Source organism: Stenotrophomonas sp. 115C5 (assembly GCF_056861055.1).
Window position 1 is genome coordinate 322,768 of sequence record NZ_JBSPUQ010000001.1, and the last position, 12,973, is coordinate 335,740.

General features: G+C 67.3%; 12 protein-coding genes. 5 read left to right on the top strand and 7 right to left on the bottom strand.

The annotated features are described in order from the left end of the window. Window positions 1-104 precede the first annotated feature (104 nt). From AC13FN_RS01545 to AC13FN_RS01555, 3 genes are read left to right on the top strand one after another with little or no spacing between them, the layout of a single operon-like run. A complete protein-coding gene (locus AC13FN_RS01545; protein WP_049433878.1) occupies window positions 105-671 on the top strand; it encodes a TetR/AcrR family transcriptional regulator in 567 nt (188 codons plus the stop codon). Next, the gene (locus AC13FN_RS01550) at window positions 671-2,344 is read left to right on the top strand and encodes an MFS transporter (protein ID WP_049433879.1); all 1,674 of its coding nucleotides are present in this window, start codon (window positions 671-673) and stop codon (window positions 2,342-2,344) included. Before AC13FN_RS01545 ends, AC13FN_RS01550 begins: the two co-directional genes overlap by 1 nt. Before the next feature lie 10 nt (window positions 2,345-2,354). Further along, window positions 2,355-3,509, top strand: a complete 1,155-nt coding sequence (locus tag AC13FN_RS01555; RefSeq protein ID WP_049433880.1) for an HlyD family secretion protein — start codon at window positions 2,355-2,357, stop codon at window positions 3,507-3,509. A 70-nt stretch (window positions 3,510-3,579) separates the two neighbouring features. Here the strand turns inward: AC13FN_RS01555 and AC13FN_RS01560 are convergent, their stop codons facing one another. From AC13FN_RS01560 to creB, 7 genes are all read right to left on the bottom strand, one after another. Continuing rightward, the gene (locus AC13FN_RS01560) at window positions 3,580-4,071 is read right to left on the bottom strand and encodes a Fur family transcriptional regulator (RefSeq protein ID WP_004150412.1); all 492 of its coding nucleotides are present in this window, start codon (window positions 4,069-4,071) and stop codon (window positions 3,580-3,582) included. A gap of 34 nt (window positions 4,072-4,105) precedes the next feature. After that, window positions 4,106-5,509 (bottom strand): glutamate--tRNA ligase, encoded by a 1,404-nt coding sequence (gene gltX, locus AC13FN_RS01565; protein WP_049433881.1) that lies wholly within the window; start codon window positions 5,507-5,509, stop codon window positions 4,106-4,108. A 154-nt stretch (window positions 5,510-5,663) separates the two neighbouring features. After that, window positions 5,664-7,256: a M28 family metallopeptidase gene (locus tag AC13FN_RS01570; RefSeq protein WP_217015495.1), complete on the bottom strand. Its 1,593-nt coding sequence runs from the start codon at window positions 7,254-7,256 to the stop codon at window positions 5,664-5,666. A gap of 156 nt (window positions 7,257-7,412) precedes the next feature. Next, the gene (locus AC13FN_RS01575) at window positions 7,413-7,823 is read right to left on the bottom strand and encodes a hypothetical protein (protein WP_217015493.1); all 411 of its coding nucleotides are present in this window, start codon (window positions 7,821-7,823) and stop codon (window positions 7,413-7,415) included. 10 nt (window positions 7,824-7,833) lie between these two features. Further along, on the bottom strand, window positions 7,834-9,153 hold the full coding sequence (creD, locus tag AC13FN_RS01580) for a cell envelope integrity protein CreD (protein ID WP_010483132.1): 1,320 nt from the start codon (window positions 9,151-9,153) through the stop codon (window positions 7,834-7,836). Window positions 9,154-9,234: 81 nt separating this feature from the next. Continuing rightward, window positions 9,235-10,695 (bottom strand): two-component system sensor histidine kinase CreC, encoded by a 1,461-nt coding sequence (creC, locus tag AC13FN_RS01585; protein ID WP_053442731.1) that lies wholly within the window; start codon window positions 10,693-10,695, stop codon window positions 9,235-9,237. 3 nt (window positions 10,696-10,698) lie between these two features. Beyond that, window positions 10,699-11,424, bottom strand: coding sequence for a two-component system response regulator CreB (gene creB, locus AC13FN_RS01590; RefSeq protein ID WP_100050546.1), 726 nt, complete (start codon window positions 11,422-11,424; stop codon window positions 10,699-10,701). Window positions 11,425-11,459: 35 nt separating this feature from the next. On the opposite strand from creB, the gene AC13FN_RS01595 reads away from it, so the two are divergent. Together AC13FN_RS01595 and AC13FN_RS01600 are read left to right on the top strand one after the other, a co-directional pair. Beyond that, window positions 11,460-12,317 carry a 23S rRNA (adenine(2030)-N(6))-methyltransferase RlmJ gene (locus tag AC13FN_RS01595; RefSeq protein ID WP_010483138.1) on the top strand — a complete coding sequence of 286 codons (858 nt, stop codon included), beginning with the start codon at window positions 11,460-11,462 and terminating at the stop codon, window positions 12,315-12,317. A gap of 95 nt (window positions 12,318-12,412) precedes the next feature. Next, entirely contained in the window at window positions 12,413-12,958 is a 546-nt protein-coding gene (locus AC13FN_RS01600) for a GNAT family N-acetyltransferase (protein ID WP_004150340.1), read from the top strand. Window positions 12,959-12,973 lie beyond the last annotated feature (15 nt).

The following is a 12,973-nucleotide window of genomic DNA, read 5'->3' on the forward strand; positions in this document are numbered from 1 at the left end:
CGCACCATCACGCACTCGTCACAAAGATGTGCGTACCACAACAAGCGGACAATCCCGTCACTCAAAGTCTCGCCAATCGGACATTTTTGTCCGAAAATAATTCCATGACTGCCCAACGTGCCGATGCTGCTGCCCGCCGTGCCCTCATCCTCGACGCCGCCGATCATGTGTTCGGCCAACACGGTGTCACCGCCCCGCTGGACCTGGTGGTCGAACGCGCCCAGGTGGGCCGCGCCACCCTGTACCGCAACTTTCCCGACCGCACCGCGCTGATCCAGGCGCTGCTGCAGCGCACGGTTGATCGCATCCGGCGCCAGGTCGAACAGCTCGGCGACCGCGACGACGCCCTGTTCGAGGTGTTCGAGGGCATGGCCCAGCGCATCATCGATTCGCCGGCACTGGCCGATTACTGGCGTGCGGTCGATTCGGACGTGCCGGCCATGCGCACCGCGCGCGAGACCGTGCGCGACCTGCTGGAAGCACCGATTGAGCGTGCCAAGGCGGCCGGCCTGTGCCGGGTCGACCTGGAAAAGACGGACATTTCACTGATCTCGGGCATGCTGGGCGCGGCCCTGCGCGGCAAGACCCGCGACGAGCGCGCCCACCTGGCCGGGCGCGCCCTGCAGCTGCTGCGCGGGGGTCTCCAGGGAGCAACCAGCGAGGCCCGCTGATGGTCCAGCCGTATCTGAAGCCGGTTCCGGATTGGGAGGAGCACGAGAAGCCGACCATGCCCGGTTCGGCTTCGATGCCCTGGCACCCACCGTACCGTCGGTTGGCCTATGCACTGGTATCGCTGCTGGTGGCGATCACCGGCGGCCTCGGCAATGCGCTGGTCACCGCCAACCTGCCGTTCCTGCAGGGCCAACTGGCACTGACCCCGACCCAGGGCAGCTGGCTGGTGGCCGCGTATGCGATGGTCAATGTCACCGCCAACCTGCTGGCCTTCAAATTCCGCCAGCAGTACGGCATCCGCCTGTTCGCGGAGATCGGGCTGGGCCTGTATGCGGCGCTGGCGGTACTGCACCTGTTCGTCGGCAGCTTCGAGACCACGATGCTGACCCGCGCCGCCAGCGGCTTCGCGGGTGCGGCCTGTTCGACACTGGGCACGCTGTACATGCTGCAGGCGCTGCCGCGTCGCTTCACCGGCAATCTGCTGGTGGTCGGCGTCGGCCTTTCGCAGCTGGCGGTGCCGATCGCCTGGATCGTGTCGCCGGGCCTGGTCGATACCGGCCAATGGCACCAGCTCTACTCGTTCGAAGCCGGGCTGGCACTGTGCGCGTTCGCGGCAGTGGTGGTGCTGAAGCTGCCGCCCGGCATCCAGGTGAAGGCGTTCGAGCCGCTGGACTTCCTCACGTTCGCCCTGCTCGCACCGGCCGTCGCCCTGCTGGTGATCGTGCTGGCGCAGGGCTACACCCGCTGGTGGCTCAACACGCCATGGCTGGGCTGGGCACTGGTCGCCTCGATCGTGCTGTCCACCACCGCCTTCATCATCGAGCACTACCGGCGCAATCCGCTGCTGCAGATCCGCTGGCTGTCGAAGCTGCCGGTACTGCACTTCATCGTCGGTGCGTTCCTGATCCGCTTCCTCACCACCGAGCAGTCCTACGGCGTGGTCAACCTGATGCGCACGCTGGGCATGGGGCCTGACCAGATGCGCCCGCTGTTCGTGGTGATCCTGGCGGGCGTGGTCACCGGCATCGCCGGTGCATCGCTGACCTTCGGCCCGAAGCGGCTGATCCCCCAGCTGCTGATGGCGATCCTGCTGCTGGGCGCTGCCGCCTTCTTCGACCAGCACCGCACCAGCATGGACCGGCCGCACGATTTCTACGCCAGCCAGTTCCTGGCCTCGGTCGGTGCCGGCATGTTCATGGGCCCGCTGATCATGCTCGGCATCTCCGCCGCGCTGAAACAGGGCGTGGACCACATGATCACCTTCCTGGTGACACTGTCGATCACCCAGACCCTCGGCGGGCTGGCCGGCTCTGCGGTGCTTGGCACCTTCCAGCTGCATCGCGAGCAGTTGTACTCCAGCGCATTGACCAGCCAGCTCGACCCGGCCGACCCGGTGGTGGCACAACGCCTGCGCCTCCAGCAGCAGCTTTACAGCGCACAGATCACCGACCCGGTGCTGCGCAGCGCGCAGGGCAGCGCGCAGCTGGCGCAGACCACTCGCCGCGAAGCCAACGTACGTGGCTTCAATGATGTGTTCACATTGAGCGGTTGGCTGGCCATCGGCTTCCTGTGCTGGTTGCTGCTGCTGTCGTTGCGCACCGCCGTGCTCAAGCAATGGCGCAAGCGCCACCCCACGTCCCCCGCTGCGGCCACGCCGGCCGCGCCCCGCTGAGTCCTCCACCATGCCTCCCGTCCCGCCCCGACCCGACGACGCCGACAACGTGACCCCACCGCCGCCGACCGACGCGGCACCTGCGCCTACGCCCGTTGAGCCGGCGGTCGCGCCGAAGTACCTCAAGCCCAGCGCGCGCAGCGTAGTGGTGATGGTGGTGGTCGCCCTGCTGGGCATTGCGCTGATCCTGCGCGCCTGGCACCTGTGGCCGTTCACCAGCAGCGTGATGGTGACCGACAACGCCTATGTACGCGGGCAGATCACGGTGATGGCGCCGCAGGTGAACGGCTACGTGACCGAAGTGCTGGTGAAGGACTTCCAGCACGTGAAGCAGGGCGAGCCGCTGCTGCGCATCGATGACCGCATCTACGCGCAGCGCGTCGCCCAGGCACAGGCGACGCTGGACAGCGCACGCGCGGCGCTGGCCAACTCGGACCAGTCGCAGGCGCAGAACCGTGCGCAGATCGCCTCCGCACACGCCACGTTGTCGGCCGGCCAGGCGGAGCTGCAACGCTCACGCAACGAGCTGAAGCGCTACGAGGAGCTGGCCGCGCAGCAACTGGTGTCAGTCAACGACCGCGACAAGTTCCGCACCACCCAGGCGTCGGCACAGGCCAGCGTCCAGCAGTCACAGGCGCAGATCCGCATTGCCGAGGAAACGCTGGTATCGACCCAGGTGGCGCGCAAGAGCCTGGAGGCGCAGGTGGAGAGCGCGCAGGCGCAGCTGGAACTGGCCCGCATCGATCTGGCCAACACGGTGATCCACGCACCGCGCGACGGCCAGATCAGCGAGGCCAGCGTGCGCGTGGGCCAGTACGTCGCTGCCGGTTCGCAGCTGCTGTTCCTGGTACCTGACACGTTGTGGGTGGTGGCCAACTACAAGGAAGGCCAGACCTGGGGCATGGCGATCGGCCAGCCGGCCACGTTCTCGGTGGACGCGTTCCAGGGGCAGGTGCTGCGGGGCCGCGTGCAGGAGATCGCGCCGGCTACCGGTTCGGAATTCAGCGTGCTGCGCCCGGACAATGCCAGCGGCAACTTCACCAAGGTGGTGCAGCGGCTGCCGGTGCGGATATCGATCAATGAAGGCCAGACGCTGGCGGCGCAGCTGCGGCCGGGCATGTCGGTGATCGTGCGGGTGGATACCGCAAGCAAGCCGCTGGATTAGCCTTTGTCATGAAACGGGGGTCAGATCCCTTTTGCCAAGGCAAAAGGGATCTGACCCCAGGACCCATTGCTCAGCCCGCGCAGCGCGCGCAGAGGCCGTGCACTTCCAGAGTCTGCGCCTGCGGCTGGAAACCCAGCTCCTTGGCGCGCTTCTCCAGCTGGGTGACGATTTCGCGGTCTTCCAGCTCCACCGCGCTGTGGCAGCTGTTGCAGATCAGGAACGGCACCGAATGCGCGGCGCTGCTGGGATGGTGGCAGGCCACGAAGGCATTGACCGACTCCAGCTTGTGCACGAAGCCATTGGCCATCAGGAAATCCAGCGCGCGGTACACGGTGGGCGGGGCATCAGCGCCCACGCCCTTGCCGTTGCGCACCCATTCCAGCAGCTCGTAGGCCTTGACCGGCTTGCCGGCCTCGGCGATCAGCTTCAGCACATTGGCGCGGATCGGGGTCAGGCGCAGCCCGCGTTCGCGCGAGACGCGCTCGACCACCGCCACGAAATCCGATGCATCGTGGACGTGGTGGTGCGGGGCCGTACAGGCAGTGGCGGTCTTGGCGGGCATGCGTGTTCTCCGGTTCGGGCCTGGCAAGGATGCCTCAGGCCGTTGCTACCTTGGTGATGGCCACATCAATGCGTTTCAAGGCCTGCTCGCGGCCGGCCAGGTACACGGTATGGGAAATGTCAGGGCTGACCTGGGTGCCGGTGATGGCCACGCGCAGCGGCTGGGCGACCTTGCCCATGCCGATCTCCAGCGCGGCGGCGGCATCGTGCAGGGCCACGCCCACCGATTCAGCGGTCCATTCCGGCAGGGCTGCCAGCAGCTCGCGGGCCTTGCCCAGCGCCACCTCGGCACCGGCCTTGAAGTGCTTGGCCACGGCGGCTTCGTCGTACTCGGTCAGCGGCTGGTACCAGACCACGGCCTTCTCGGCCATTTCCTTCAGGGTCTGCACGCGTTCACGCAGGGCGATCACCACATCCTCCGGGGCCGGGCCGGCGGCCACGTCCAGGCCCAGCTTCTGCAGCTGGTAGACCAGGTGCGGCACGATGGCGGCCACGTCCTCGGTCTTCAGGAAGTGCTGGTTGACCCAGCCCAGCTTGGCCATATCCAGGCGCGAGGCCTTGGAGTTGCAGTCCTTCACGTCGAACAGCTCGATCAACTCCTGGCGGCTGAACAGCTCCTGGTCACCGTGCGACCAGCCCAGGCGGGCCAGGTAGCTCAGCAGCGCATCAGGCAGGTAGCCGGCGTCCTTGTACTGCATCACGTCGGCCGCGCCGGTGCGCTTGGACAGCTTGGCGCCCTGCTCGTCCAGGATCATCGGCATGTGGCCGAACTTCGGCACCGGCGCGCCGATGCCTTCGTACAGGTTGATCTGGCGCGGGGTGTTGTTGATGTGGTCGTCGCCGCGGATCACCTCGGTGATGCCCATGTCCCAGTCGTCCACCACCACCGCGAAGTTGTAGGTGGGGTAGCCGTCCGGGCGGAAGATGACCATGTCATCCAGCTCGCTGTTGGCGATCTCGATGCGGCCCTTGATCAGGTCGTCGAACACCACCGTACCTTCCAGCGGGTTCTTGAAGCGGATGACGCGGTTCGGGTCGTCCTTGCGCGGCAGGCCCAGCTCGCGCGCAGCGCCGTTGTAGCGCGGCTTCTCCTGCTTGGCCATCGCGGCCTCGCGCATCGCATCCAGCTCTTCGCGGGTCTCGTAGGCGTAGTACGCCTTGCCGTCGGCCACCAGCTGCTCGGCCACTTCCAGGTAACGGGCGACGCGGTCGGTCTGGTAGATCGGGCCTTCGTCGTAATCCAGACCCAGCCACTCCATCGCCTCCAGGATGGCGTCGATCGCGCCCTGGGTGCTGCGCTCACGGTCGGTGTCCTCGATGCGCAGCACGAACTCGCCGCCACGGTGACGGGCCTCCAGCCAGCAGTACAGCGCAGTGCGGGCGCCACCGATGTGCAGGTAGCCGGTGGGACTGGGGGCGAAGCGGGTGCGGCAGGTCATGGACGGCTCGAGGAACGGGAATCCCCCGATTTTACCAGCCCTCCGCCCCCGACGGAAAAAGGGGACGGAGGGGATTAAGTCGCGATTGCCCAGCCTCTGGGCGCTGCAACCGGGAAACGGAGGGGAGAAACGACTTAATTCCCTCCGTCCCCTTTTACGGTTCCTGCTTGCGCGGGAAGGACTGCTCGCGCATGGCGGCGTTGTAGGCGAACGAGGCGACGATGGCGGCAGCCTGCTTCAGGTCTTCCGGTTCGGCGTGGTCCCAGGTATCCAGGTGGCTGTGGTGGACGTTGGTGAAGTAGTCCAGCCGGTCCTGGATGAACTGGAAGCCCGGCAGGCCGATGCGGTCGAAGCTGATGTGGTCGGTGCTGCCGGTGTTGCGGGTGGCCACCGTGGTGGCGCCCACGTCATGGAATGGCGCCAGCCAGGCTTCGAAGATCGGCATCGCCGCCAGGTTTTCCTGCGCGTAGATGCCACGGAAGCGGCCGGAGCCGTTGTCCATGTTGAAGTAGACCTGGAACTTGCTGTAGTCGCGGGTCTTCTGCAATGCACCGGTCGGCTCGCGCAGCGAGGCCGGCAGCGCCTTCTGTGCCGGGTCGGTGGGTTCCGGGAAACGACCGAAGTGCTTGGCCACATAGGCCTGCGAGCCGATCAGGCCCTGTTCCTCGCCGCTCCACAGCGCCACGCGGATGGTGCGCCTGGGCTTGGCGCCGGTGGCCTTGAGGATGCGCATCGCCTCCATCATCACTGCCACGCCGGCCGCGTTGTCGGCCGCACCGGTACCGCTGTGCCAGGAATCCAGGTGCGCGCCGATCATCACCACTTCATCCGGCTTGCTGCTGCCGCGGATCTCGGCCAGCGTGTTGTAGCCCGGCTGGTCGGCCTCGTCGGTGAAGCGCGCGGCCACATCCACCCGCAGACGTACCGTCTGCTTGGCCTCCAGCGCGCGCACCAGCGGATTGAAGTGCTCGCTGATCATCGCCAGCTCGGGGATGCCCACCGACTCACCGGCCTTGCGCGAACCGCCACCGGCAACGCGGATGATGCCGTTGTCCCAGCTGCTGATGCTGATCGAGGCCAGCGCGCCCTCTTCCACGAAGAACGCATTGACCTTGGACGCCAGTTGCTGGCGTTCCTGGTACTCCTTGACCCGCTTGGCACGCTCGGCGGTGGCGTCCTTGTCCTTGGGCAGGGTGAATTCCTGCAGGCCCTCCAGCGAGGTGGCGTCATGCCGGTGCGAATCGGGCTCGGTGCCGCGCTTGTACTCGCGCGCCTCGCCCAGCAGCAGGATCTTGCCGCGCAGCTTGCCGCGGTACTTCTCGATGTCTTCGGGCTTCTTGATCTCGACCTGGACCAGCTCGCCTTCAACCGGGCCCTTGGTGCCCGGCGTCCAGGCCTTGGGCAGTGCATGCAGCGGCTGCACGCGGTCACCCAGCATCTCCACGCTGGCGGAAGTGAACTCCCAGCCGCGCCCGAAGTCGTCGAAGGCTTCGTCGTGGACGTTGTCCAGCTTCCATTCGTTGAACTTGCCGCGGGTCCAGGCGTTGGCGCGGCCCATCGCCGGCGAGTTGGTCAGGCGCGGGCCGATGCGCTCGGTGAGATAACTGAAGGTGTCCATCACCTGCGAACGGTGGAAGGCCTCCTGGCGGATGCGGCTGACCATGTCCAGGTCCACCGTCTCGCGCTGCTGCGCCCCTGCATTGCCACCCATCGCCAGCGCTGCGGCCAGCACGCCCCACTTCAACACATCGCACCCCTGCCCTTCGGCTCGATCATCAACCCATCGAGTCTAGCCAGCAGGGGCTCGGGGATACCGTCCCATCGGTCATGGGCGGCGGTAGAAGCGTGCGAACCAAGGTTCGCACCCACAGGAGAGTGGTTGGTTCGCACCTGCCAAGCCATGTCATCCACTCCATCCCAGCCACAACTGCGCCCGCTCCGGCAGCAGCAGCAACCAGTGCCGCCGGTCGATGCTGCTGCAGCCGAACACCGCCGCATGTGCGGGCCAGTCCTCCGGCAGGCCACCGATGCCGATCTCGGCCAGCGCCTCCGCCCCGGCCTTCCATGGCCGGTAGCGCGGCACCCGGCCGGCCACGGTGCCGCGTCCCTGCCGCGCGCCCTGCAGCCAGCGCAACCCCTGCCCCTGCAGTCCGTCGCAGGTCACCGCCGCCAGCTGGAAGCGGACCAGGCCGGGGGCGATCCGTGCCCCCGGCAGGGCCGCCAGCACGCCATGTGCCTGCAGCAGTGCATCCACTTCCAGCAGGGCCGGAATGCCCTGCCGTGCCCGTTGCCGCAATCCCTGGCGCCAGCCCATGACGTACTCCTTACTTCAGTTCCGCGCCAAGCGCGTACCAGTCGACCCGGCGGGTCACCCACATCGCCAGCGCCAGGATCACGAACAGCAGCAGCGAACCCATCAGCAGCGCGTTGTTCTCCGACACCAGCAGGCCATACAGCGCGCCATACAGCACGGTCAGCAGCGCAGCGAAGCCCAGGCCGCGCTTCCAGTGGCCCAGAACATTGGCCAGGTACACCGCCTGCAGGCCGATGCAGGCCACGGCCGAAACCAGGTAGGCCTTCCAGAACGCGATGTGCTCGGACAGGCTGATCAGCAGCAAGAAGAAGATCGCCAGCGCCAGGCCCACCATCAGGTACTGCAGCGGGTGGATGCGCAGCGACTTGATCAGCTCGAACAGGATGAAGCCGACGAAGGTCAGCAGCACGAACAGCACGCCGTACTTCGAGGCACGGTCGGCCTGGGTGTAGGTATCGACCGGATCGACCAGCGACACCGTCACCGCCTGCGAGTCGACCGAACCGTCATTGCGCAGCTGCCGCTGTGCGTCGGAGGCCAGCGAGGACACCGCCCAGCGCGCATCGAAGCCCTGCGCATCGACGCGGCGCTCGTTGGGCAGGAACGCACCGCTGAACGACGGATGCGGCCAGCTCGAACGCAGCGCGATGTGGGTGTCATCGCCCACCGGCACCACCGACAGCATGCGGCTGCCATCCAGGCGCAGCTCCAGTTCAACGGCGCTGGCAGCCAGCGTGCCGCCCTGATCCGCAGCGAAACCGGCCACCGGTGCATGCAGGCCTCGCCCCACTTCGCTGGCCGCGCCAACGCCCGGCAGCAACCTCAGCTGCTTGCCATCCACGCGCAGGTTCGGCGTACCGACCAGGCCGCGCACATCGGAAATGCCAACCGCCACATACGGCTGGCCATAGCTGCGGCCGGCCTTCACCGGATAGTCGTCAGCGGCGAAGGTGGCCTTCAACTGGCCGTTCCAGCTGTATACCGGGACCTTGAACAGGCCCACCTCGCGCTGGCTCGGCAGCATCTCGCCGCCCACCTCCAGCGACGCCGGCATCTGCAGCCAGTGCCCCTCGGTGACCTGCACCTCGGTCTTCTTGACGCCCAGCGGGTCAACCAGTTCAACCTGCTTGCGTTCCACCCATGGCACCACCCGTACCGGGCCCACCAGCTGCTGTGCACCAGCGCGGCTGTCGGCCACCCGCGAGAAGGCCTCGTCGCGGTACGCACTGCGTTCGTTGATGACCCCGCGGATCATCGTCAGCGGAACCAGCAGCAGCAGGATCAGCCCGCCGACAATGGCGAAGCGCAGCAGCATCTTCAGGGATTTCATGGTCCATCCTCGTTGGAGAGGGCTGCAGGATGGACCGCCGTGGTGAGCAGGGTTTGTGGCGAATTTGAAGCGAGTGTGAAGTCAGCGGCGCGGGCGCTGGCCAGGTGTACCCAGCGGCAACCACAGGCTGGCGACGGTACCGCCGCCGTCGCGTGCATCGACACTGGCGCGCCCATCGTGCAGGCGCGCGACTTCCTGCACGAACGGCAGGCCCAGGCCGGAACTGCGCCGCCCGCTGCCGGGGCGCGCCAGCGAATAGAAGCGTTCGAACACCCGCTCACGCGCGTAGTCGGGAATGCCGGCGCCACGGTCGGCCACCTGCAGGCGCACGCCCTGCCCGTCCACCTCGGCCTGCAGCGCGATCTCCGCGCCAGCCGGCGAGAAGGCAATCGCGTTGTCGATCAGGTTATGCAGTGCCTGCCGCAGCAGGTAGCCGTCGCCCTGCACCTGCAGGTCGGGCACGCTGTCGATGCGGACCTGCACGCCCGCCGCTTGTGCGCGCACCTGCGCGGCAGCGGCCGCATCGGCCAACAAGGTCGGCAGCGCGATCCGGTCGCGGGTCTGCAGCCAGCCGTGCTGTTCCACTTCGGCCAGTGCCAGCAGTTTGTCGATGGTCTCGGTCAGCCGCTCCTGCTGGTCGACAATGCTTCGTGCGAAATGCACGCGATCGGCTTCCGGCAGCGGCTCCTGCAGCAGCTCGGCGGCACCACGGATGGCCGCCAGCGGGCTCTTCATCTCATGCGTCAGCGACTGCACGTACTGCTCGACGTAGGCCTTGCCTTCCAGCTTGCGGCGCATTGTTTCCAGCGCCTGGCCGAGATCGCCGATCTCGTCGCGGCGGCGTCGCGGCGGCGGCACTGGTTCGCCGGCGCTGACCGCACGCGCATAGCGGCTGAGCTGGCCCAGGCCGGTGGTCAGCCACATCGTCACCAGCACACCGACCAGTGCCGACAATCCGATCAGCCAGGCCCCGCGCTCGATGATGGCACGCTGGCTGGCGGCGATGAACGGATCGATGCTGCGGTTGGGCTGCGCCAGGCTGAGCACGCCGATGAGGGTGCGCCCATCGGCCGGGTCATATACGGGCGCCGCCACATGCATCACCGTATCGCCCTCTTCGCCGGCAATCTCGGGACTGGAACGCGCACCGTACTCACCACGCAGGGTGCGATAGACATCATTCCAGCGCGAGTTGTCGCGCCCCAGGTCGCGGCCCAGCGAGTCGTAGATGACGATGCCCTTGGCATCGGTGATGGTCACCCGGTAATCCAGCGAGCGCTTCGGGAAGCGCCAGACCATCGCCTTCAGGTCGCGCTGGCGTGCCTTGGCCAGGTTGCGGGTGAAGCTGCCGCTGCGGATGGTGCCGGCCTTGACGTCGGCGGCGGCCATTTCGGCCAGCACGTTGGCCGCATCGACCAGGGTCGATTCCATCGCCTGGCGCACACCGGGCTTCACTTCGTTGACGAACACGCGCATCACGAAGAACGCGGCGATGCCGGTGATCAGGAAGAAGCCCAGGAACAGCTTCAGTACCAGGCGCATCGGCTAGACCTCCAGCGCGTAGCCAAGGCCACGGTGGGTGCGGATGGGGTCTTCGCTGGCACCGGCCGCGCGCAGCTTGGCGCGCAGCGTCTTTACATGCGTATCAACGGTGCGGTCGGCGCTGTCGGCGCTGCTGTCCCAGCCACGGTCCATCAGCTGGGCACGACTGAGGATGGCGCCCGGGCGCTGCAGCAGCGCTTCCAGCAGCGCGTACTCGTAGCGGGTGAGATCCAACGTCTGGCCGCGGAAGCGGATGCGCCGGCCTTCGCGGTCGATCGCGAAGCCGCCATGTTCCTGCCAGCCTGCGTCCGCGCGCGGTGCGGCCACGGCCGGTGCCGCACGGCGCAGGCGCGCACGCACCCGCGCCACCAGCTCGCGCGGCGAGAACGGCTTGGTCATGTAATCGTCGGCGCCCAGCTCCAGGCCGAGCACGCGATCCACTTCGTCGTTGCGGGCGGTCAGGAAAATCACCGGCAGCTGCGCCGCCGGCCCGGGCTGCGCGCGCAGTCGCCTGCAGACCTCGAAGCCGCCCAGGTCGGGCAGGCCCACGTCCAGCACCACCACGTCGATATCTCCAGCCTGCAGCCGCTGCAGGGCCTCGCCGCCCAGCAGGCAGTGGCTGGCGGCATAGCCCTCGCTGCGCAGCGCATAGAGCACGGTTTCGGCGATGGCGGCTTCGTCCTCGACTACCAGGACATGGGCAACGGGAGCTGTCATGGCGCGCAGCATAGCCGCTGCGGCCGCCGCCCCGTACACTGCCGCCCATGAACTATCGCCACGCCTTCCATGCCGGCAACCACGCCGATGTGCTCAAGCACATCGTGCAGCTGGCCCTGATCGACAGCTTCAAGCGCAAGGACAGCCCGTTCTTCGTGCTCGACACCCACGGCGGTGCCGGCCGCTACCTGCTGGCCAGCGAAGAGAGCCGCAAGACCCTGGAGGCCGAGTCCGGAATCATGCGGCTGATGGCCCAGCCCAAGCTGCCGGAGGTGGTCGAGCGCTACCTGAAGGCGGTACAGGCCGACAACCCGGTCGGCGCGATGACCAACTACCCGGGCTCGCCGCTGCTGAGCGCACAGGCCATGCGTGCGCAGGACCGCATGGCGGTGTGTGAGCTGCAGGAAGCCGAAACGGCCACGTTGAAGGCCCTGTTCGCCCATGACAGCCGCGTCGATGTGCGCTCTGGCGATGGCTATGCGCTGCTGCGCTCGCTGCTGCCGCCGAAGTTCAACGGCAGCAAGATCGGCCGTGGCCTGGTCCTGATCGACCCGCCCTACGAAGCCCAGGACGCTGAATACCAGGCCGTTCTGGCCGCCCTGGCCGAAACCCTGGCGCGCTGGCCGCAGGCCACGTGTGCGGTCTGGTTCCCGATCAAGCAGCGCCGCACCATCCTGCATTTCCTGCGCAAGGCCACCGCCCTGCCGGTGAAATCGGCGATGACGATCGAGTTCCTGGTGCGCCCGGACGACTCTCCGCTGCGCCTCAACGGCAGCGGCATGCTGCTGCTCAACCCGCCCTGGCAGTTCGACCGGGTGGTCGGCCCAGCCCTGCCGGCGCTGCGCCAGCACCTGGGCGAACCCGGTGCCAGCACCCGCCTGGATTGGCTCAAAGCACCCGAATAACGGCCTTCACGAGGCTGTACCGCCGTGAGCCTTTCGTTCACGGAATGCAGCCCCGGTGATGCCACAATCGATGGACCACCAAGGAATCACCCGGTATGGCCACTCGCAACCGCATGCCGCCCTGGCATGAGATCTTCAAGGCTCCCAGCGGCCACGAGCTGCTGATCCGCCCCATCCGCCCGGAAGATGGCGCACCGCTGCAAGCGGCGTTCAGCCTGTTCGGACCGGAAGAAATCCGTGATCGTTTCCTGCAGGCGGTGACCGAGCTTTCGCCGGAAACCACCCAGCGCCTGACCCACCCGAATCCCAAGACCGAGATCACCCTGGTCGCTGCCGAATCCCTGCCTGCTGGCGAAGCGGTGGTCGGCGCGGTCGCCCGGGCCTCGATCATCCCCGGTACCCGTGAAGCCGAGTACGCGATCCTGATCAGCCGCTTCCTGATCGGCCAGGGCCTGGGCCGGCAGCTGATGCGCAAGCTGGTGAAGTGGGGCCGCGGCAAGTACCTGGACCGCCTGTACGGCGACGTTGCCGCCGAGAACGAGCCGATGAAGCAGCTGGCCGCCTCGCTGGGCTTCAAGCCGGTGCCGCACCCGACCGGTGCCGAAGGCCTGGTGCGGATGGTGCTGGAGCTGGACAACTGACGGATGCGCCGGGCC

Excerpts from the sequence above, each read along its gene's own strand:
- AC13FN_RS01595 (WP_010483138.1), top strand. The coding sequence starts at position 11,460 with ATGAACTATCGCCACGCCTTCCATGCCGGCAACCACGCCGATGTGCTC.
- AC13FN_RS01555 (WP_049433880.1), top strand. The coding sequence starts at position 2,355 with ATGCCTCCCGTCCCGCCCCGACCCGACGACGCCGACAACGTGACCCCA.
- AC13FN_RS01575 (WP_217015493.1), bottom strand. The coding sequence starts at position 7,823 with ATGGGCTGGCGCCAGGGATTGCGGCAACGGGCACGGCAGGGCATTCCG.
- AC13FN_RS01550 (WP_049433879.1), top strand. The coding sequence starts at position 671 with ATGGTCCAGCCGTATCTGAAGCCGGTTCCGGATTGGGAGGAGCACGAG.
- creB (WP_100050546.1), bottom strand. The coding sequence starts at position 11,424 with ATGCTGCGCGCCATGACAGCTCCCGTTGCCCATGTCCTGGTAGTCGAG.
- AC13FN_RS01545 (WP_049433878.1), top strand. The coding sequence starts at position 105 with ATGACTGCCCAACGTGCCGATGCTGCTGCCCGCCGTGCCCTCATCCTC.
- AC13FN_RS01560 (WP_004150412.1), bottom strand. The coding sequence starts at position 4,071 with ATGCCCGCCAAGACCGCCACTGCCTGTACGGCCCCGCACCACCACGTC.
- creD (WP_010483132.1), bottom strand. The coding sequence starts at position 9,153 with ATGAAATCCCTGAAGATGCTGCTGCGCTTCGCCATTGTCGGCGGGCTG.
- AC13FN_RS01600 (WP_004150340.1), top strand. The coding sequence starts at position 12,413 with ATGGCCACTCGCAACCGCATGCCGCCCTGGCATGAGATCTTCAAGGCT.
- creC (WP_053442731.1), bottom strand. The coding sequence starts at position 10,695 with ATGCGCCTGGTACTGAAGCTGTTCCTGGGCTTCTTCCTGATCACCGGC.
- gltX (WP_049433881.1), bottom strand. The coding sequence starts at position 5,509 with ATGACCTGCCGCACCCGCTTCGCCCCCAGTCCCACCGGCTACCTGCAC.